This is a genomic window from Curtobacterium sp. MCLR17_051 (assembly GCF_003234395.1).
In the GTDB taxonomy this organism is placed as follows: domain Bacteria; phylum Actinomycetota; class Actinomycetes; order Actinomycetales; family Microbacteriaceae; genus Curtobacterium; species Curtobacterium flaccumfaciens.
Genome location: NZ_QKTA01000003.1, coordinates 203,614 through 223,564 on the forward strand (window position 1 = coordinate 203,614; position 19,951 = coordinate 223,564).

A 19,951-nucleotide genomic window follows, 5' to 3' on the forward strand; every position below is an offset into this window, starting at 1 on the left:
GATGTCCACCATTGTGTCGCACTATCATCGTCGAGTCATGGCATCCCGATACGACTGCACCGACTCCGACGGGCTCCTGACCGGGATGCGGCTCGCACGTGCCGCCCTCGGACGCGGAGAGCTCGTCGTGGTCCCCACCGACACCGTCTACGGCCTCGCCGCGGACGCCTTCAGCGCGACGGCCGTGCAGCGGCTGCTCGACGCGAAGGGCCGCACGCGGCAGTCGCCGCCGCCCGTGCTCATCCCCGGTCCGCCCACGCTCGACGCCCTCGCCAGCGAGGTCCCGCAGCCGGTGCGCGACCTGGTGGCCGAGCTCTGGCCGGGCGGGCTGACCGTCATCCTGCACGCACAGCCGTCGCTCGACTGGGACCTCGGCGAGACGCGGGGCACGGTGGCCCTGAGGATGCCGGACTCACGGATCGCCCTCGAGCTGTTGCAGGAGGTCGGGCCCCTGGCGGTCTCGTCCGCGAACTCCACGGGCGACCCGGCCGCGATGGACGTCGACGCCGCCGAGCGCATGCTCGGTGACAGCGTCGCGATCTACCTGGACGGTGGACCCGTCGAGGTGCACGACGGCTTCGAGGCCAGCACCGGGTCGACGATCGTCGACGCCACCGGGCTGTCGGACGGCGGGAAGCTCCGCATCGTCCGGCACGGGGTGATCCCCGACGAGGAGATCATCCGGGTCGTCGGAGCCGACCTCGTCACATGAAGTACTACCTGCTCGCGGGGGCCATCGCCGCGGTCGTGAGCTTCGTGATGAGCCTGATCGTCTGGAAGCTCGGGCTGAAGTACAAGTGGTACCCGCAGGTCCGCGAGCGGGACGTGCACCGCACCCCGACGCCACGGCTCGGTGGCATCGCGATGTACATCGGCGTCATCGTCTCGCTGCTCGCGGCCTGGTTCCTGTTCCCGTCGATAGCGGGGACCGACTACTTCCGGCTGGTGTTCTCCGAACCGGGTCGCGTGCTCGCGGTGCTCGGGGGAGCGACCATCATCGTGGTCCTCGGTGTCGCGGACGACATCTGGGACCTCGACTGGATGACGAAGCTCGCCGGGCAGATCATCGCGGCGGGCATCCTCGCCTGGCAGGGCGTCGCGATCGTCTCGCTGCCCATCGGCAACACGCTGGGCGTCGGCTCGTCGTACATGAGCCTGATCTTCACCGTGCTGGCGGTGGTGCTCGTGATGAACGCGGTGAACTTCATCGACGGGCTCGACGGCCTGGTGGCCGGCGTCGCGATCATCGCCGGCGGGGTCTTCTTCCTCTACACGTTCTTCATCAACCGCGTGGTCGTCCAGACCGAGTTCTTCTTCAACCTGCCCTCGCTGCTCACCGCGGTCCTCGTCGGGGCCTGCTTCGGCTTCCTCATCCTGAACTGGCACCCCGCCAAGCTCTTCATGGGCGACGCCGGTGCGCTGCTCGTCGGGTTCCTGATGGCCACGAGCGCGGTCTCGGTCACGGGCAACATCGACCCGGCGGCGGTGCAGACACGCCAGGCGCTGCTGCCGGCGTTCATCCCGATCCTGCTGCCGTTCGCGATCCTGATCGTCCCGATCCTGGACTTCGGTCTCGCGGTCACCCGACGGCTCAGCGCGGGCAAGTCGCCGTTCTCGGCCGACCGGAAGCACCTGCACCACCGCCTCCTCGACATGGGGCACTCGCACTTCCACGCGGTGCTGATCTTCTACGCGTGGACCGCGACCGTCGCCTTCGGGTGCCTGCTGTTCCTCTTCGTGGACTGGTACTGGGTCGTCGTCTTCGTGTCCGTCGGCTTCACCGTCTGCGCCGTCGCGACCTTCGCGCCGCTCGGCCGGAAACGCACCGAGATCGCCGCCCAGACCGCCAACCGCTCCGCCGCCGTGGTGGACGCCAGCCTCGACCCGCTCGACCGGGCCGCCAACGACCGCACGATCCCTGGAGACATCACGTGACCGCACCGAACGCGCTCGACCACGTCCGGCCGGTGTTCCGCCGCATCATCACCTGGGGTGCGGTCCTCGCCGTCGCCCTCGCGGTGGTCGGCGGGCTCATCGGGTTCCTCGTCGCGGACGGCCCCGGGCTGGTCGGGGGACTGCTCGGCGCCGTGCTGAGCGTCGTGTTCCTCGGGCTCACCGCGGTCAGTGTCCTCGTCGCGCTGCGCGTGTCGAAGGGGCAGATGATCTCGGGTGCCTTCTTCGGCATCGTGATGGGCACCTGGCTGCTCAAGTTCATCGTCTTCATCGTGCTGCTGGTCCTGCTCAAGGACCGCGACTGGGTCGACTTCCCGGTGCTGGCGATCGTGATCATCGCGGGGGTCGTCGGCTCCCTGGTGATCGACGTCGTCGCCGTCGCGAAGGCCCGCACCCCGATCGGCGTCCGGCTGCCGGGGGACGGCCTCGACGACTCCGCGGACGCTGGGAACCCGACCCCCCGCGTCTGAGAAGCCGGGAAGCCTCTCGCACCTGATAGGCTTCTCGAAGTCCGCTACCGGAGCCTTTCGCTCGGGGCGGACGAGCCTCCACAACGTCCACCATCGCGTGCCATGATGTGCGCGCGCCGACACAGGAGACAGCGCTGCTATCCCACGCTCTTCCCCTGTCCCTCTCCGCTGCGGTTGACACCGTCGCGGCGGGGAGCAGCAAGGCCGCCGAGTTCCATGGTCCGTCGATCAACGAGTTCTTCCCCGATGCTCTTCTGTGGGCAGGGACGCCGTTCGAGATCGATCGGCTCGTCCTCATCCGTTTCTTCGCCGTCGCCGTGCTCCTGGTGTTCGCGTTCGTGGGCACCCGTGCACTGAAGCTCGTGCCGAACCGCGGTCAGGCGTTCATCGAGTACGCGTTCGACGTCGTCCGTCGCAACACCTTCGACAACCTCGGAGAGAAGGACGGCAAGCGCTTCCTGCCGCTCCTGGCGACGATCTTCTTCGGCGTGCTGTTCATGAACCTGACCGGTCTGGTCCCGTTCATGAACCTCGCCGGCACCAGCCGCATCGCGATGCCGATGATCCTGGCGATCGTCGCGTACCTCGCCTTCATCTACGCCGGCCTCCGCAAGCACCCGGGCACGTTCCTCAAGAACTCGCTCTTCCCGCCCGGGGTGCCGTGGCCGCTGTACATCATCGTGACGCCGATCGAGCTCGTCTCCACCTTCGTGCTCCGTCCCGTCACCCTGACGCTGCGACTCCTGATGAACATGGTCGTGGGGCACCTGCTCCTCGTGCTGTTCTTCTCGGCCACGCAGTTCTTCTTCTTCGACGCTTCGCTCGGCTTCAAGGCCTTCGGCGTCGGGACCATCGCGTTCGGCATCGCGTTCAGCTTCTTCGAGGTCCTCGTCGCGCTGCTGCAGGCCTACGTCTTCATGCTCCTCACCGCCGTCTACATCCAGCTGGCGCTGGCCGACGAGCACTGATTCCTCACTGACCCCCTACGGGACCGGCGACCGTCGGACCCGCACCTCGAAAGGAAAACACGTGGACGCAACGACCGTTCTCGCGGAGATCAACGGCAACATCGCGACGGTTGGCTACGGCCTCGCAGCGATCGGCCCGGCCATCGGTGTCGGCATCGTCGTCGGTAAGACGATCGAGTCCGTCGCTCGCCAGCCCGAGCTCCAGGGCCGCCTGACGACCCTCATGTACATCGGTATCGCCTTCACCGAGGCCCTGGCCTTCATCGGTATCGCCACGTACTTCATCTTCACCAACTAAGGTTCCTCGATGCAGAACGCACTCATCATCGCGGCGGAGGAAGCGCACAATCCGCTGATCCCGCCGGTGTACGACATCGTGTGGTCGGCGCTCGCCTTCGTCATCATCTTCCTGGTGATGTGGCGTGTCGTCACGCCGCGCATCACGAAGATGCTCGATGAGCGCACCGAGGCCATCGAGGGCGGCATCAAGAAGGCCGAGGCCGCTCAGGAGCAGGCCGCTGCTGCGCTCGACGAGTACAACAAGCAGCTCGCCGACGCACGTGCCGAGGCTTCGCGCATCCGTGAGCAGGCCCGCGCCGACGCCACGGCGATCGGCAACGAGGTCCGCGAGCAGGCGGCCGCCGATGCAGCACGCATCACGGCCAACGCCCAGGCGCAGATCGAGGCCGAGCGCCAGAGCGCCGTCCAGGCACTCCGGTCCGAAGTGGGCACCCTCGCGCTGGACCTCGCGTCCGGTGTGATCGGTGAGTCCCTCAAGGACGACGCCAAGTCGACCGCAGTGGTCGACCGCTTCCTCGCCGACCTCGAGGCCTCGCAGGCCACGAAGACGGGGGAGCACTGAGCATGCGCAGCGCTACCAGAGAAGCACTCGCGTCCACCAGGGCGGTGCTGTCGGACCTCGGTCCGAGCGCCGGCCTGGCCGCGGGTGCCGAGATCCTCGCCTCCGGGCGTGCGATCGCCGGTGCGCCGCAGTTGCTCGGGCTGCTGTCCGACCCCACGGCCGACGCGGCCGGCAAGAAGGTCCTCATCGACCGTGTCTTCGCCGGACAGTCGGACGCGACGCGTGCGGTCCTGACCGCGGTGGCCGGCTCGCGCTGGTCCTCGCAGCAGGACCTGCTCGCGGGCATCGAGGACGCGGGCATCCGCGCCGTCGCCGCCACCGCGGGTCCGGACTCGTCGATCGAGTCGGAGCTGTTCGCCTTCGAGACCGCCGTCCGCTCGGACGCCGGCCTCGAGCTGGCGCTCGGCACCAAGCTCGGCAGCCCCGAGCAGAAGGGCGCGCTCGTCGAGCGGCTCCTCGGTGCCAAGGCCTCGGAGCAGACGATCACGATCGTGTCGGCCCTGGTGCAGCAGCCCCGCGGCCGCCGCATCGGTGAGATCGTCCGCGACGCGTCGCGCATCGTGGCCGAGCAGGCCGGCAAGCTCGTCGCGACCGTCGTCACGGCGACGCCACTGACCCCCGCCCAGTCGGCCCGCGTCACGCGCGGTCTGTCCGAGCGGTACGGCAAGGACATCAGCATCAACCAGGTCGTCGACCCCACGGTCGTCGGCGGGGTCCGGGTGCAGATCGGCGGCGACGTCATCGACGGCACCGTGTCCACGCGACTCTCGGAGCTCCGGCTCCAGCTCGCCGGCTAGGCGTACGGTCGAAGCCGCTCCTCCCCAAGTCCACAACGGGAACTGCCGAGTCCGGCAGCGTCACCCTCTCGGAGCCGAAGGGCCCCGGAAAACCACAAGGAAAATCCCATGGCAGACATCACCATCAGCCCCGATGAGATCCGTGATGCCCTGAAGGACTTCGTCTCGAACTACGAGCCGACGAAGGCCTCCACGGCCGAGGTCGGGCACGTCACCGACGCCGGTGACGGCATCGCCCACGTCGAGGGTCTCCCCGGCGTCATGGCGAACGAGCTCATCCGCTTCGCGGACGGCACGCTCGGCCTGGCGCAGAACCTCGATGAAGACGAGATCGGCGCCATCGTGCTCGGCGAGTTCGGCGGCATCGAGGAGGGCATGGAGGTCACCCGCACGGGTGAGGTCCTCTCCGCCCCCGTCGGCGACGCCTTCCTCGGTCGCGTCGTCGACCCGCTCGGCGCCCCGATCGACGGTCTCGGCGAGATCGCCGCAGAGGGCCGTCGTGCCCTCGAGCTCCAGGCTCCCGGCGTCATGGCCCGCAAGTCGGTCCACCAGCCGCTGCAGACCGGCATCAAGGCCATCGACGCGATGATCCCCGTCGGCCGTGGTCAGCGTCAGCTGATCATCGGCGACCGCCAGACCGGCAAGACGGCCATCGCGATCGACACGATCATCAACCAGAAGGCCAACTGGGAGTCCGGCGACGAGGAGAAGCAGGTTCGCTGCATCTACGTCGCCATCGGTCAGAAGGGCTCCACGATCGCCTCCGTCAAGGGTGCGCTCGAGGACGCCGGTGCGATGGAGTACACCACCATCGTCGCCGCTCCGGCCTCCGACCCGGCCGGCTTCAAGTACCTCGCCCCGTACACCGGTTCGGCCATCGGCCAGCACTGGATGTACCAGGGCAAGCACGTCCTCATCATCTTCGATGACCTGTCGAAGCAGGCCGAGGCCTACCGTGCGGTGTCGCTCCTCCTGCGTCGTCCGCCGGGCCGCGAGGCCTACCCGGGTGACGTCTTCTACCTGCACTCCCGTCTGCTGGAGCGTTGCGCGAAGCTGTCCGACGAGCTCGGCGCCGGTTCGATGACGGGTCTCCCGATCATCGAGACCAAGGCGAACGACGTCTCGGCGTACATCCCGACCAACGTCATCTCCATCACCGACGGCCAGATCTTCCTGCAGTCGGACCTCTTCAACGCGAACCAGCGTCCGGCCGTCGACGTGGGCATCTCGGTGTCCCGCGTCGGTGGCGACGCCCAGGTGAAGTCGATCAAGAAGGTCTCCGGCACGCTGAAGCTCGAGCTGGCGCAGTACCGCTCGCTCGAGGCGTTCGCGATGTTCGCGTCCGACCTCGACCAGGCGTCGCGTCGTCAGCTGGAGCGCGGTGCGCGTCTGACCGAGCTCCTCAAGCAGCCGCAGTACTCGCCGTACCCGGTCGAGGAGCAGGTCGTCTCGATCTGGGCCGGCACGAACGGCAAGCTCGACACCGTCCCGGTGCCGGACGTGCTCCGCTTCGAGTCCGAACTGCTCGACCACCTGCGTCGCAACTCCGACGTCCTCACGACCCTGCGCGAGACGAACCAGCTCAGCGACGAGACCGTCGCCGATATGGACAAGCAGATCGACGAGTTCACGAAGAGCTTCCAGACGAGCGACGGCAAGACCCTCGGCTCCGAGCAGTTCGACGCGGCTGACGCCGAGGACGTCGACCAGGAGCAGATCGTCAAGGGTCGTCGCTAGATGGCAGCGCAGGTCCGGGTCTACCGCCAGCGGATCAAGTCGGCGAAGACCACGAAGAAGGTCACCCGCGCCATGGAGCTGATCTCGGCGTCGCGGATCCAGAAGGCGCAGGCCCGTATGGCTGCGTCCGGTCCGTACTCGCGGGCCGTCACGCGTGCGGTGTCGGCCGTGGCGACGTTCTCGAACGTCGACCACGTCCTGACCACCGAGCCGGAGTCGTCGACCCGTGCAGCCGTCGTGCTCTTCACCTCGGACCGCGGCCTGAACGGCGCGTTCAGCACGAACGTCCTCAAGCAGGGCGAGGAGCTCGCCTCCCTGCTCCGCAGCGAGGGCAAGGACGTCGTCTACTACCTGGTCGGCCGCAAGTCCGTCGGGTACTTCGCGTTCCGTGAGCGTCCGTCCGAGCAGCAGTGGGTCGGGAACACCGACCAGCCGGAGTTCTCGACGGCCAAGGAGATCGGCGACGCCGTCGTGGCGAAGTTCCTCCAGGACACCGCTGACGGCGGCGTGGACGAGATCCACATCGTGTTCAACCGGTTCATCAGCCTGGCGACCCAGGAGCCGCAGGTCGTTCGCCTGCTGCCCCTCGAGGTCGTCGAGGGCATCGACGAGCCCGAGGGCAACGAGCCCCTGCCGCTCTACGAGTTCGAGCCGGACGCCGATGCGGTGCTCGACTCGCTGCTCCCGGTCTACATCGAGAGCCGCATCTTCAACGCCATGCTGCAGTCGGCTGCTTCCGAGCACGCCGCGCGTCAGAAGGCGATGAAGGCGGCCAGCGACAACGCCGACTCGCTGATCCGTGACTTCACCCGACTCGCGAACAACGCGCGTCAGGCGGAGATCACCCAGCAGATCTCCGAGATCGTCGGCGGCGCCGACGCCCTCTCGTCGAAGAAGAAGTAGTCCGCGTCGTTCGCGGACAGATACCCACCCTCAGGAAGGCACCAGCCATGACCGACACCGCAACCACCGCGGTCGAGACGTCGTCGGCGCCCGGTGTCGGCCGGATCGCCCGTGTCACGGGCCCCGTCGTCGACATCGAGTTCCCCCACGACGCAATCCCGGAGATGTACAACCTCCTGTTCACGACCATCACCATCGGTGACTCGTCGCAGGAGATCGGCCTCGAGGTCGCGCAGCACCTGGGCGACGACCTCGTCCGTGCCATCTCCCTGAAGCCGACCGACGGCCTGGTCCGTGGCCAGGAGGTCCGTGACTCGGGCGCTCCGATCTCGGTCCCCGTCGGCGACGTCACCAAGGGCAAGGTCTTCGACGTCCTCGGGAACGTGCTCAACACGGACGAGAAGCTCGAGATCACCGAGCGCTGGCCGATCCACCGCAAGGCCCCGGCCTTCGACCAGCTCGAGTCCAAGACCTCGATGTTCGAGACCGGCATCAAGTCCATCGACCTCCTCACCCCGTACGTGCAGGGTGGCAAGATCGGCCTCTTCGGTGGTGCGGGCGTCGGCAAGACCGTCCTCATCCAGGAGATGATCCAGCGCGTCGCGCAGGACCACGGCGGTGTGTCGGTGTTCGCCGGTGTCGGTGAGCGCACCCGTGAGGGCAACGACCTCATCGGTGAGATGGAAGAGGCGGGTGTCTTCGACAAGACGGCCCTCGTGTTCGGCCAGATGGACGAGCCGCCGGGAACGCGTCTCCGCGTGGCCCTGTCGGCGCTGACGATGGCGGAGTACTTCCGCGATGTCCAGAAGCAGGACGTGCTCCTCTTCATCGACAACATCTTCCGCTTCACGCAGGCCGGCTCCGAGGTCTCGACGCTGCTCGGCCGCATGCCGTCCGCCGTGGGTTACCAGCCCAACCTCGCCGACGAGATGGGTGTGCTCCAGGAGCGCATCACCTCGACGCGTGGTCACTCGATCACCTCGCTGCAGGCGATCTACGTGCCGGCTGACGACTACACCGACCCGGCTCCGGCCACCACGTTCGCGCACCTCGACGCGACGACCGAGCTCTCCCGTGAGATCGCATCGCAGGGTCTGTACCCCGCGATCGACCCGCTGGCGTCGACGTCGCGCATCATGGACCCGCGTTACCTGGGTGCCGACCACTACGAGACGGCCACGCGCGTCAAGCAGATCCTCCAGAAGAACAAGGAACTGCAGGAGATCATCGCCATCCTCGGTGTCGACGAGCTCTCCGAAGAGGACAAGATCACGGTCGAGCGCGCTCGTCGTATCCAGCAGTTCCTCTCGCAGAACACCTACATGGCGAAGAAGTTCACGGGTGTCGAGGGCTCCACGGTGCCGCTCAAGGACACCATCGAGTCCTTCCGCGCCATCGCCGACGGCGAGTTCGACCACGTTGCGACCCAGGCGTTCTTCAACGTCGGTGGCATCAACGACGTGGAAGAGAAGTGGGCTCAGATCCAGAAGGAGAACCGCTGACATGGCGGGTCTCAGCGTGAGCGTCGTCTCGGCGGACCGTGAGGTCTGGTCGGGCGACACCACCATGGTCGTCGCACGGACGACAGAGGGCCAGATCGGCATCCTCGCCGGACACGAGCCGATGCTCGCGATCCTGGCGCAGGGTCAGGTCCGCATCACGCGGGCCGATGGGTCGACCGTCGCGGTCGACGCCGAGGACGGCTTCCTGTCGGTCGAGCACGACACGGTGACGATCGTCGCGCGGCAGGCCGCGCTGGCGTCCTGACCGGACTGACCGTCCTGCTCCCGCCTTCGGAGACGAAGCGGGAGGGCGGGGACACGAGGCGCACGCTCGATCTGCGTGCACTCTCGTTCCCGGAACTGGCCGATGAGCGGGCCGCGGTGATCACCGCGGCCCGCTTCGTCAGTTCCGAGGAGTCCTCGGCCAGGACGGCGCTCAAGCTCGGTCCGAAGTCGATCGCCGAGCGGCTCCGGAACCTCGAGCTCGACACCTCGGGCACCATGCCCGCGATCGAGCGGTACACCGGGGTCCTCTACGACCCGTTGGGCGCGCAGGACGCGGATGCTGCGACCCGCGCGTGGTGGGCGGAACACGTGGTCGTGCAGTCCGCGATGTTCGGCCCCATCGGTGCCGGTGACCCGATCCCGGCGTACCGGCTCTCACACGACTCCCGGCTCGGCTCGATCCGGTTGGCCGCGCACTGGCCCGCGGTGTCGACCCGTTCCCTGCTGACCCGTGCGGACGGCCTGGTGCTCGACCTGCGGTCCGAGGGGTACCGGCAGCTCGGTCCCGTGCCCGGAGCGGTGGCACCACGGGTGGTGAGCGTCGACGGCTCCGGTCGTCGTCGTGCGCTGAACCACTGGAACAAGACCGCGAAGGGCCGCCTGGTGGCGCTGCTCGCCCGCACCGGCGCGAGCATCGGCAGCATGGACGACCTGGTCGGTTGGGCGGCCGCGAACGGCGTGGTCGTCGAGCGCAACGAGGGTGGCTGGGACCTGGTCGCCGAGAGCCTGGAGCCCGTCGTCGCCTGAGCGGGTGCCGGGTCGGCTCGTCCTCCACAGGCGTGAGCGGGCTCGCTCCGGTCCACAGATGGTCGGGGCGACCCTGCCTGGAGGCTCCCAGCACGTTTCGATGGCGTGCATGATTCCTCTCACGGCACAGTCCAGCCCCGGCTCCGCAGTCCGTTTCCCTCGCGAGATCGCCGCGGCGGTCACCCTCCCCGCTGCGGCGGCCGCGCTGGTCGCGCCCGGTCGCGCCGACCTGTCGACGGCCGCTGCGACGGCCGTGGTGACCGCGTGCGGCGCACTCGCGCCCCGGATGGCCCTGGTGCCGTTCATCGCGGCGCAGGGCACACCGGACCCCCGGTCGATCCGGGTGTTCGACCCCTTCGCGGACCCGACACCGCCGGCGCTCCACGGTTTCGGCCCGGCTCCCGATCGGGCCCGCGTGCGGCTCGCCGGTGACCGGTGTGCCGATGCGTGGCGCGTGTGGCGGGCGCAGGACGGCCCGTTCGACGGATCGTCGGGCGCTGCCGGCGCCCTGTCGCTCGGCGCCTGGTGTGCGTGGGCGCTCGGGTCGTGGGCCCGGGCGGAGACGCGTGCCCGGTACGCCCTCGAGACCCGCGCGGACGACCCGCTCGCGGGGCTCGTCCTGCGCTCGGTCGTCGCGGGCAGCGGGCCGTCGTGGGAGCGTCGATGACGTGGGGTCGACCGGATCGTCTACGGTGGGGGAGACCACACTGGGAGGGCTCCGGTTGTACGACGACGACATCGAGGACACCGTCATCCGGCGACCCCGACGATCGCTGGGCGACCGGGCGGCGGACGCCGTCGACGACACCGTCATCCGGCGCGCAGGTCAGGTCGTCCCGGGAGCCGGTCCCGACTCCGACTCCGACCCCGGTTCCGACGACGGGGTCCTCGGTGACACGGTCATCCGGCCCGCGGCCGGGGCAACCGACCAGCCACCCGCAGCGGTGGATGACGTCGATCCTGAGGACACCGTCGTCCGGGTGCCGGCGCGACCAGGTGCCGGGCCGAGCCCGTTCCTGGGTGCCGCCCCGGGCCTCCCGGCCGTCCCGGCGGTGCCCGCCGCCCCCAGGGCACGCGTGCCCTCGATCCGCATCGGCGACCGCACCTTCCGGCTCGACCACCCGGTGGTCATCGGGCGACGGCCGTCGCTGCCGCGGGTCACCCGTGGCCCGCAGCCCGAACTCGTGACCGTGCGGTCGGCGTACGGGCAGGTGTCGTCGTCCCACGTCCGGATGCACGCCGAGGGGGAAGCCGTCGTCGTGCAGGACCTCCGGTCCACCAACGGGACCGTCGTCCGCCCGGCCGGTGCACCCGCCTACCGCATGGCATCGGGTGCGTCGATCGTCGCGCTGACGGGTACGGTAGTCGAGGTCGGTGACGGCAACGCAATCGAGGTCCTCTCGCCGTACCTCCGGGTCGCACCGACGGCAGAGGGGCTGCCTCCGGTTCCCCCGTGGCCCTCCGATCAGACAGCACACGGCACGCCCCGACCCACCAGAGAGCGATCCTGACACGTGACCGAACTCGGCCGAGCAGCCACTGCGCACGCCATCGACGTCCCCGGTGCCGACGGCGCCACCCTGACACTCTCGTGGGGAGCCGCGACCGACGTCGGTCGGCGGCGTGACCACAACGAGGACAGCTACATCGTGGGCGCGCCGTTCTTCGTCGTCGCCGACGGCATGGGCGGACACCTCGCGGGCGACCGTGCCAGTGACGCGGTCGTGCGTCGGCTCGAGCAGGTGACGGCCGAACCGTTCACCACGCGTCAGGGCATCCAGCGTGCGCTGCTCCTCGCGACCGCCGACATCGAGCGTGCAGCCGGCGGCAACGCCATCGGCGCGGGCACCACCGTCACCGGGATCGCGCTCGTGGCCTCGCTCGGGCAGCCCGCGGCGCTCGTGTTCAACGTCGGTGACTCCCGCACCTACCGCATCGAGGACGGCGTGCTCCGCCGCGTCACCGTCGACCACTCGGTGGTGCAGGAGATGGTGGACGCCGGCCTGCTGCGTGCCGAGGACGCCGAGCAGCACCCGGACAGCAACGTCATCACGCGTGCGGTCGGCTTCGGCGAACCGCCGGCACCGGACTGGTGGACCCTGCCCCTGCGGGCCGGTGACCGCTACATCGTCTGCTCCGACGGGCTGACCAAGGAGCTCGGCGACGCCGGCATCGCGCGCATCGCGGCACGTGAGCCGGGCGCGCAGGACCTGGCGGAGCGCCTGGTCGGCGACGCCGTCGTGGCCGGCGGTCGTGACAACGTCACCGTGGTGGTGCTGCAGGTCGATGCCGCACCGGACGACGGCGACCTCGAGGACACGCTGCCGCGCCACTAGCTGGCCCCCGAACTGGGGGAACACGTCGAGCTGTGGGGGATCGGCGTGCGGAATGTCGGTCACCCACGCTTCGTACAATGACATGGCCACGTCGAGAGAGCTGGCCGCTCGGCCGGGGGAGGAGAGGACCATGGCGAGACGCCTGCCGTCCAACCCGCCCGTGATCGGCGGTTTCAGTCCCGTGCACGTCCTCGGGTCCGGTGGCTTCGCCGACGTCTTCCTCTACGAGCAGGACATGCCCCGACGACAGGTCGCGGTGAAGGTGCTGCTGGACGAGGTCGTCGACGACCGCGTCCGGCAGATGTTCCAGGCCGAGGCCAACCTGATGGCCCGGCTCAGCACGCACCCGTCGATCCTCACCGTCCTGCAGGCCAGCGTCGCCGCTGACGGCCGTCCCTACCTGGTGATGGAGCTCTGCTCCTCGTCCCTCAGTGAGCGCTACCGCCGCGAACCGATCCCCGTGTCCGAGGTGCTGTCGATCGGCATCCGCATCGGGTCGGCGCTCGAGACCGCACACCGTGAGGGCGTGCTGCACCGCGACATCAAGCCGTCGAACATCCTGCTGACGGCCTACGGCAACCCCGTGCTCTCCGACTTCGGCATCGCCGCGACGATCGGGGGTACCGACCCCGACGAGCCGATCGGCATGTCGATCCCGTGGTCCGCGCCCGAGGTCCTGATCGACGAGTCGCGCGGCACGATCCAGTCCGAGGTGTACTCCCTCGCGGCGACCGTGTACTCGCTCCTCGCCGGGCGCAGCCCGTTCGAGATCCGCGGCGGCAAGAACGGTGCGAACGACCTGATGCACCGGATCGACAAGGGCGGCGTGAAGCCCACCGGTCGCACCGACGTGCCGCCCTCGCTGGAGCGCCTGCTCGCCTCGGCGCTGTCCCGCAAGCCGCAGGGCCGCCCCGCGACGGTGATCGAACTCGTCCGGGGGTTCCAGCAGGTCGAGGCCGAACTCGGCATCCCGCAGACGTCCGCCGACGTCGCGGTCGAGGCCTGGGCGATCTCGACGCCGACCCCGCACGGTGAGCGCACCGTGATCCGTGAGCTGCAGCCACCCACCCGGGTCGGCGGGCGTCGTCGGACCCGCCGTGCGGTGCAGGGCGGGGTCGTGGCCGGCGGTTCGCACAGCGTCGGCACCGTGCACCGCACCGGGTCCGTGACGCGGGCCCGGCGCCGGACCCGTTCGACCCTGGTCTGGGCGACGTCCCTCGCCGTCGTCGTGGTCGCCGCCCTCGCGATCGCCACGGTCGTCGTCGTCGGTCGGCTCGGCGCCGGGGCGATCCCGGTCGTGGCCGAGGTCCGCGCCGAGCCGTCGCCGCAGTCCGTGTCCTTCAGCTGGACCGACCCCGGGCTGCGTAGCGGCGACACGTACGTCATCTCGTCCAACGGGTCGTCGAGCCAGCAGACCGGCACGACGTTCGTCGTCTCGGGCGAGCGGGGCGACGAGGAGTGCATCGCCGTCGCCGTGAACCGCGACGGCAAGACGGGTGCCGCGAGCGCGCAGAAGTGCGCGACGATCGGGAGCGCCGGGTGATCCGCGCCCTCCTCGCGAAGCACCGCTCCGCCGCCGTGACGACCGGTGCCTCGGTGCTCGTCGCCGCCGTCGTCGCGACCACCGCCATCGTCTCCACCGGGTACCACACGCAACGCGTCGACCTCGGCGACGGCACGGTCTGGGTGCCCTCGGCCGAGTACGGCGCGGTCGGCCGGGCGAACACCGGCATCCTGCAGCTCAACACCGCCGTCGAGACGGCCAGCGACGACCTGTCCGTGCTGCAGCGCGGCTCCACCGTCTACAGCGTGGACGAGACGAAGGGCACGGTCGCCCGGGTCGACGTCGCCGACGCCACCGTGGGTGATGCGATCACGCTGCCGGCGGGGACGCCGCAGGTCTTCTTCGCGGGCGACACCGCGGTCATCGGCAACGCCGACACGGGCGAGCTCTGGGCGACCCCCGCGAACGACCTCGCCGAGTTCGACGCGTCGGCCAAGGCAGACCTGACCCTGGGCGCCGACACCGTCTTCGACGCCTCCGACGGCCACGTCGCGGTCTACTCCGCGAAGACCGGGACGGCGTCGCTGATCGACGTCGGCACGACACTCACCGTCGCCGAACGGTGGAAGGTCGACATGGACCGCGGCGACGACTTCCAGGTCGCCACGTTCGACGGTCACCTCGCCGTGCTCGACCGGACGAGCGGTGCCCTGTCGGTCGACGGCCGCACCGTCGAACTCGGCGACCGGGTGGGGTCGTCGCCGGCCCTCCAGCGGTCCTCCGACAGCACGGCCCAGGTCACGGTCGCGGGCACGGCGGGCCTGGTCCGCGTCAGCGCCTCCGGCACCGTGGACGCCACCGCGCTCCAGGTGGCCGGACGAGCCGCGCGGCCCTACGTCGACGGCTCCTGCACGTACGCGGCGTGGGCGGGCGGGCAGGCGATCGACACGTGTGACGGCAACGCGCTGCAGCGGCTGGCGAGCACCGGCGGCACGAGCGAACTGCAGATCCTGCACAACGGCGACACCGTCGTCGCCAACGACCCGACGAGCGGCCGTTCCTGGGCGATCGACCGGAGCGGGCAGCTCATCGACAACTGGGCCGACCTGATCAAGCAGGACGACGAGCGGCAGCAGGAGCAGGTCTCCGACGACGACCCCGAGGTCGACAAGGACCAGAAGCCACCGGTGGCGGTGGACGACGAACTGGGCGCTCGTCCGGGACGCACCACGAGCCTCCCGGTCCTGCTGAACGACTACGACCCGAACGGTGACCCGATCATCGTGAGCGAGGTCGGCACCATCTCGAAGTCCGCCGGCCGCGTCGCGATCGTCGGCGACGGTCAACGCCTGCAGGTCACGCTGTCGTCGCGCGCCACCGGGACCGTGACGTTCCCGTACACGATCACCGACGGCAACGGCGGATCGGACACCGCGACCGTCCGGATCAGTGTGCGCCCCGACAGTCAGAACGAGGCGCCGCGGCAGGTCCGTGACACCTCGGCCGACGTCGTCCAGAACGGGCACGTCGTCTCGAACGTCCTCGGCGACTGGGTCGACCCGGACGGTGACCCGGTGTACCTGGAGTCGGCGACCGCGTCGAACGGTGACCGGGTGTCCACCACACCGGACGGCCTGCTCGACTTCCGGAACGACAGCGGCCGGACCGGTGAGCGCTCCGTGCAGCTGGTCGTGAGCGACGGTCGCGCCGACGGTCGGGGTGCCGTGACGGTCCGGGTCGCCAAGCAGGGCACCGTCCCGCTGCGCGCCGATCCGTTCCCCGTGTCGGGGTACGCCGGCAAGGCCTTCACGGTCGAGCCGCTCGACCACGTTCGAGGTGGCAACGGCACCGTGACACTGACCAGCGTGTCATCGGCGTCCGGGCTCACCGTCACCCCGAGCTACGACGCCGGGACCTTCCGGGTGCAGGGGGACCGGGCGGGTGACCACCAGCTCGAGTACACGGTGACCGACGGTGTGAAGACCTCGAGCGGCATCGTCCGGGTGACCGTCCTCGCGCCACCGGATGCCTCGACGGCGCCGATCACCACGCCGAAGACGGTGTTCGTGAACACCCTGTCGACCAAGGACACGGACGTCACCGCGACCGACATCGACCCGGCGGGCGGGGTGCTGCTCGTGACGGCGCTCGACGGACCCCCACGGGGCAGCGGTGTGCAGGCGAGCATCCTCGACCAGCACACGGTCCGTGTCACGCTCACGGCACCCCTCGACGGGCCGGTCTCGTTCGGGTACACGGAGACGAACGGCCTGGCGTCGTCACCCGGCACGATCACGGTCGTCGAGATCCCGAAGCCCGACCGCATCCAGCCCCCGGTCGCCCAGCCGGACAGCGCCACCGTCCGTGTCGGCGACGTCGCGAACATCGACGTGCTCGACAACGACACCCAGCCCGAGGGCGAGCCGTTGACGCTGCAGCCCGAACTGGTGCAGAACGTCCCCGGTGACGGCGGCCTGCTGTTCGTCTCCGGCGACCACCTGCGGTACCTCGCCCCGAAGACGCCGGGCAACTACACCGCCGTCTACCGGGTCGCCGGCCCGGACGGCCAGTACGCCGACGCCGCGGTGTCGATCTCGGTGCGCGAGCGTGACGCCGCCACGAACAACCCGCCCGTCCCGCAGACCGTCACCGCGCGCGTCGTCGCCGGTTCGTCGGTGCGGGTCAGCGTGCCGTTGAACGGGATCGACCCGGACGGCGACTCCGTCCAGCTGGTCGGCGTGGGCTCCAACCCCGACAAGGGGTCGGTCTCGGACGTCGCCTCGGACGCCCTGACCTACGAGGCGGGCGACTACTCGGCCGGCACCGACGAGTTCACCTACACCGTCGTCGACGCCCTCGGGGCCCGTGCCACCGGCACCGTACGGGTCGGCATCGCACCCCGCGCCGAGCAGGCCTCGAACCCCGTGGCCGAGGCCGACCACGTCACGATCCGCCCCGGTGGGTCGGTGACGGTGCGCGTCCTGCAGAACGACTCCGACCCCGAAGGCGGGCAGCTGACCGTCGCGCAGGCCGAGCCGACGGCAGAGGACGTCACCGCCAAGGTCCTCCGGAAGCAGCAGATCCGCGTCACGCCTCCGGAGTCGGCGAAGAGCGGTGACTTCGCGGTGCTCTACACCGTCGCGAACAGCAGCGGGGGATCGAGCACGGCCTTCCTCACGGTGACCGTCGACCCCGACGCCCAGCCACTCCGGCCCGAGGTCGACGACACGACCCTCGACCTGCAGGACATCCTGCACCGGCAGAGCGTGACCGTCGACGTGCTCGACAACGTCTTCTTCGCCGAGGGCACCGCGGCCGACCTCCGCGTCGGGGTCGTCCCCGGCTACGGCGACACCGCGACGCCCACCGACGACGGCCGCATCACCGTCCGGTTGACCGACGACTCGCAGGTGATCCCGTTCTCGGTCGCCCGGGCCGACCACCCGGACATCGTCTCCTACGGCTTCATCAACGTGCCGGGCTTCGACGACGCCCTGCCCCAGATCAACCGCAGCGCCGGTGCGGTCACGGTGAAGAGCGAGGCCACCGTCCGCATCCCGCTGCAGGACTTCGTCGTGACGGCGAACGGCGAGACCGCGAAGATCACCGACCGCGGCACGGTCAAGGCCACCCACGCCAACGGGCAGAGTCTGGTGGTGGACTCGTCGACGCTGCAGTTCACGTCGTCGAAGCTCTACTACGGCAAGGCGTCGATCTCGTTCGAGGTGACCGACGGGTCGTCGGCGAACGGCGGCAAGGGCCGCGTCGCCACGCTCGTGCTCCCGATCACGGTCACGCCCCGGTCGAACCAGCCGCCGGCGTTCACGGGATCCTCGGTCGAGATGCAGCCGGGCGAGACGCGCAAGATCGACCTGACGAAGCTGACCGACTACCCGTACCCCAGGGACCTGCCCGAGCTCCGGTACTCGATCGTCGGCCGGCCGGCCGCGGGGACGACCGCGTCGATCGCGAAGCAGCAGCTCACGATCTCGGTCGCCGACACCGCGAAGAAGAACACCACCGCGGCGATCGGGATCGGTGTCGCGGACGACGCCAACACCGGTCGCGCCGGCACCGTCACCGTCGGCGTCGTCGCCTCCACCCGTCCGGTGGTCCAGCCCGGTGCCGACCGGTCAGTGACGAAGCGCGGGGCGACCACCACCATCGACGTGCTCACGAACGACCAGCCGACCAACCCGTTCCCGGGTGAGCGGTTGCGCGTCGTGAACATCCGGGGTCTGTCCGGCGGGCTGCCGAGCGGCGTCACCGTCACACCGAGTGGTGACCGCACGCGCCTGCAGGTCTCGGTCGCCGACACTGCGAAGCCCGGCGACGCCCACCTGCAGTACCAGGTGGCGGACGCGACGAACGACCCCGACCGGTACGTCTGGGGCGACGTCACCATCTCGGTGCAGGACGTCCCGGACGCTCCGGGCGCACCCACCCGCACCGGCTCCTACGACGGCGGCCAGGTCACGCTCACGTGGTCGACTCCTCAGGGCAACAACTCGCCCATCACGGGCTACCGGGTCGTCGGGACCAACGGCGTCTCGAAGAACTGCGGGACCGCGACGGTGTGCACGCTGACCGGACTCGACCCGAAGGCGTCGTACCGGTTCCAGGTCGTCGCGACCAACGCGATCGGTGACTCGAAGCCCTCGTCCCGCTCGGGTCCGATGAGTGCGGACTTCGTGCCGGCGCCCCCGAAGGGCATCACGGTCACGCCGAGCAAGGCGACACCGAACCAGCTCGACGTCAAGTGGGGCAAGGTGTCCGCGCCGAACAACGGCAGCGCGGTCGACGACTACATCGTCACGATCGAGGGCCCGGGCCTGTCGACCACGCGGCACACCGGTACCGCCACGAACACCTCGTTCACCGGCGCCCAGAGCGCTGCCCAGTACAAGGTCACCGTGTCCGCTCGCAACGACGCCGACCGCAACGGCACCGTCGTGCAGTGGAACTCCGCGTCCGCCACCGGCAGTGCCGTCGGGACACCGGGCAAGCCGACGAACCTCCAGGCGGTCGCCGGGGACCAGGCGGACTCGTCCGGGCGGTCGACGGTGACGGTGAGCTGGAGCGCCGGCGACGCCGCCGGCGGGACCGGCCTGCGGTACGCCGTGTTCCGATCCGGCAACGTGGACTGTGCTGCTCCGCCCTCGAACTCGCTCGGCAGTTCGAGTCCGACGCGCGACTCTGGCGTCGGCGGTGGCTCGACCCGGTACGCGGTGACCGTGACCAACAGCTACTTCTGCAACGTCGAGTACGTCGACGCCGTGACCTACGAGCGGCCGTCCGGCACCGGCAGGCCCTCGGTCGACGTCGTCCCCGCCGGCACGAACCTCTGGAACGTGAGCGTCACCGCCTCGTCGAGGCCCGCACACCACTACCAGCTCGAGACCGGCGGGCAGCCGATCACGCTGCAGCCGGGCCAGACCTGGACGGGTGTGCCAGGGTCCGGCGCCCGGAACGTCTCGGCACCGTTGACCGTCCGCGCCTGCGGTGGCCCGGGGAGCAGCTTCTGCTCGTCCGATGCCGACTCGTGGACGGGGAACGCCACGGCGCTCGACGCGAACCTCTCGGTGGCGACCGCTCAGCAGGGCCAGCCGATCGCCGTGACGGGGCCGAGCGGCAGCGGGATCACGGTGCGGTTCACGGCGTACTGGTACGCCAGCGACGACGGCAACGGCTTCCCCACGACGTCGAGCTGGGACGCGGGTGAGACTCCTCCGGAGCCACCCTTCTTCGCCAAGTCCGTCAAGGTCCGCGCGTACGTCACCGCGACCGACGGGTCGGGTTCGACCCAGGCGAGTGAAGCAACCGACGCCTTCCCGGTCGCAGCGGCACCCGAACCGGACCCCGCTCCCGAGCAGCCCGCCCCGGAACC

Annotated in this window: 17 protein-coding genes; all 17 read left to right on the forward strand. The window is 69.8% G+C overall.

All coding sequences use genetic code 11. The annotated features are described in order from the left end of the window. Positions 1-37: 37 nt before the first annotated feature. Positions 38-712, forward strand: coding sequence for an L-threonylcarbamoyladenylate synthase (locus DEJ06_RS05230; RefSeq protein WP_111038624.1), 675 nt, complete (start codon positions 38-40; stop codon positions 710-712). Next, entirely contained in the window at positions 709-1,935 is a 1,227-nt protein-coding gene (locus DEJ06_RS05235; RefSeq protein WP_027465783.1) for an MraY family glycosyltransferase, read from the forward strand. Before DEJ06_RS05230 ends, DEJ06_RS05235 begins: the two co-directional genes overlap by 4 nt. Further along, positions 1,932-2,423, forward strand: a complete 492-nt coding sequence (locus DEJ06_RS05240) for a hypothetical protein (protein WP_217499674.1) — start codon at positions 1,932-1,934, stop codon at positions 2,421-2,423. The genes DEJ06_RS05235 and DEJ06_RS05240 overlap by 4 nt, the downstream gene beginning before the upstream one ends. A gap of 107 nt (positions 2,424-2,530) precedes the next feature. Beyond that, entirely contained in the window at positions 2,531-3,391 is an 861-nt protein-coding gene (atpB, locus tag DEJ06_RS05245) for a F0F1 ATP synthase subunit A (RefSeq protein WP_258372469.1), read from the forward strand. A gap of 61 nt (positions 3,392-3,452) precedes the next feature. After that, on the forward strand, positions 3,453-3,689 hold the full coding sequence (gene atpE, locus DEJ06_RS05250; RefSeq protein ID WP_027465781.1) for an ATP synthase F0 subunit C: 237 nt from the start codon (positions 3,453-3,455) through the stop codon (positions 3,687-3,689). Between the two features lie 9 nt (positions 3,690-3,698). Next, a complete protein-coding gene (locus DEJ06_RS05255) occupies positions 3,699-4,253 on the forward strand; it encodes a F0F1 ATP synthase subunit B (RefSeq protein ID WP_110859012.1) in 555 nt (184 codons plus the stop codon). A gap of 2 nt (positions 4,254-4,255) precedes the next feature. Continuing rightward, positions 4,256-5,050 carry a F0F1 ATP synthase subunit delta gene (locus DEJ06_RS05260; protein ID WP_027465779.1) on the forward strand — a complete coding sequence of 265 codons (795 nt, stop codon included), beginning with the start codon at positions 4,256-4,258 and terminating at the stop codon, positions 5,048-5,050. 108 nt (positions 5,051-5,158) lie between these two features. Next, complete coding sequence (atpA, locus tag DEJ06_RS05265) at positions 5,159-6,787, forward strand: F0F1 ATP synthase subunit alpha (RefSeq protein ID WP_111038625.1); 1,629 nt, start codon at positions 5,159-5,161, stop codon at positions 6,785-6,787. Then, positions 6,788-7,690: a F0F1 ATP synthase subunit gamma gene (locus DEJ06_RS05270; RefSeq protein ID WP_027465777.1), complete on the forward strand. Its 903-nt coding sequence runs from the start codon at positions 6,788-6,790 to the stop codon at positions 7,688-7,690. It abuts the gene before it with no gap. Between the two features lie 47 nt (positions 7,691-7,737). Continuing rightward, complete coding sequence (atpD, locus tag DEJ06_RS05275) at positions 7,738-9,192, forward strand: F0F1 ATP synthase subunit beta (protein WP_017885744.1); 1,455 nt, start codon at positions 7,738-7,740, stop codon at positions 9,190-9,192. Position 9,193: 1 nt separating this feature from the next. Beyond that, positions 9,194-9,457 carry a F0F1 ATP synthase subunit epsilon gene (locus tag DEJ06_RS05280; RefSeq protein ID WP_027465776.1) on the forward strand — a complete coding sequence of 88 codons (264 nt, stop codon included), beginning with the start codon at positions 9,194-9,196 and terminating at the stop codon, positions 9,455-9,457. A gap of 14 nt (positions 9,458-9,471) precedes the next feature. Beyond that, the gene (locus DEJ06_RS05285; protein ID WP_258372470.1) at positions 9,472-10,224 is read left to right on the forward strand and encodes a YaaA family protein; all 753 of its coding nucleotides are present in this window, start codon (positions 9,472-9,474) and stop codon (positions 10,222-10,224) included. Positions 10,225-10,333: 109 nt separating this feature from the next. Beyond that, a complete protein-coding gene (locus DEJ06_RS05290) occupies positions 10,334-10,891 on the forward strand; it encodes a hypothetical protein (RefSeq protein WP_111038627.1) in 558 nt (185 codons plus the stop codon). Between the two features lie 25 nt (positions 10,892-10,916). After that, entirely contained in the window at positions 10,917-11,735 is an 819-nt protein-coding gene (locus tag DEJ06_RS05295; protein ID WP_146245790.1) for an FHA domain-containing protein, read from the forward strand. Positions 11,736-11,738: 3 nt separating this feature from the next. Continuing rightward, entirely contained in the window at positions 11,739-12,560 is an 822-nt protein-coding gene (locus DEJ06_RS05300; protein WP_017885739.1) for a PP2C family serine/threonine-protein phosphatase, read from the forward strand. Positions 12,561-12,690: 130 nt separating this feature from the next. Then, positions 12,691-14,103, forward strand: coding sequence for a serine/threonine-protein kinase (locus DEJ06_RS05305; protein ID WP_111029234.1), 1,413 nt, complete (start codon positions 12,691-12,693; stop codon positions 14,101-14,103). Further along, on the forward strand, positions 14,100-19,951 hold a 5,852-nt coding region (locus DEJ06_RS05310), incomplete at its 3' end, for an Ig-like domain-containing protein (protein ID WP_111038629.1). The genes DEJ06_RS05305 and DEJ06_RS05310, both read left to right, overlap by 4 nt.

Bases quoted from the DNA above. Each gene is read 5' to 3' on its own strand.
- DEJ06_RS05230 (WP_111038624.1), top strand. From the start codon at position 38: ATGGCATCCCGATACGACTGCACCGACTCCGACGGGCTCCTGACCGGG.
- DEJ06_RS05255 (WP_110859012.1), top strand. From the start codon at position 3,699: ATGCAGAACGCACTCATCATCGCGGCGGAGGAAGCGCACAATCCGCTG.
- atpD (WP_017885744.1), top strand. From the start codon at position 7,738: ATGACCGACACCGCAACCACCGCGGTCGAGACGTCGTCGGCGCCCGGT.
- DEJ06_RS05280 (WP_027465776.1), top strand. From the start codon at position 9,194: ATGGCGGGTCTCAGCGTGAGCGTCGTCTCGGCGGACCGTGAGGTCTGG.
- DEJ06_RS05290 (WP_111038627.1), top strand. From the start codon at position 10,334: ATGATTCCTCTCACGGCACAGTCCAGCCCCGGCTCCGCAGTCCGTTTC.
- DEJ06_RS05305 (WP_111029234.1), top strand. From the start codon at position 12,691: ATGGCGAGACGCCTGCCGTCCAACCCGCCCGTGATCGGCGGTTTCAGT.
- DEJ06_RS05260 (WP_027465779.1), top strand. From the start codon at position 4,256: ATGCGCAGCGCTACCAGAGAAGCACTCGCGTCCACCAGGGCGGTGCTG.
- DEJ06_RS05235 (WP_027465783.1), top strand. From the start codon at position 709: ATGAAGTACTACCTGCTCGCGGGGGCCATCGCCGCGGTCGTGAGCTTC.
- DEJ06_RS05270 (WP_027465777.1), top strand. From the start codon at position 6,788: ATGGCAGCGCAGGTCCGGGTCTACCGCCAGCGGATCAAGTCGGCGAAG.
- atpA (WP_111038625.1), top strand. From the start codon at position 5,159: ATGGCAGACATCACCATCAGCCCCGATGAGATCCGTGATGCCCTGAAG.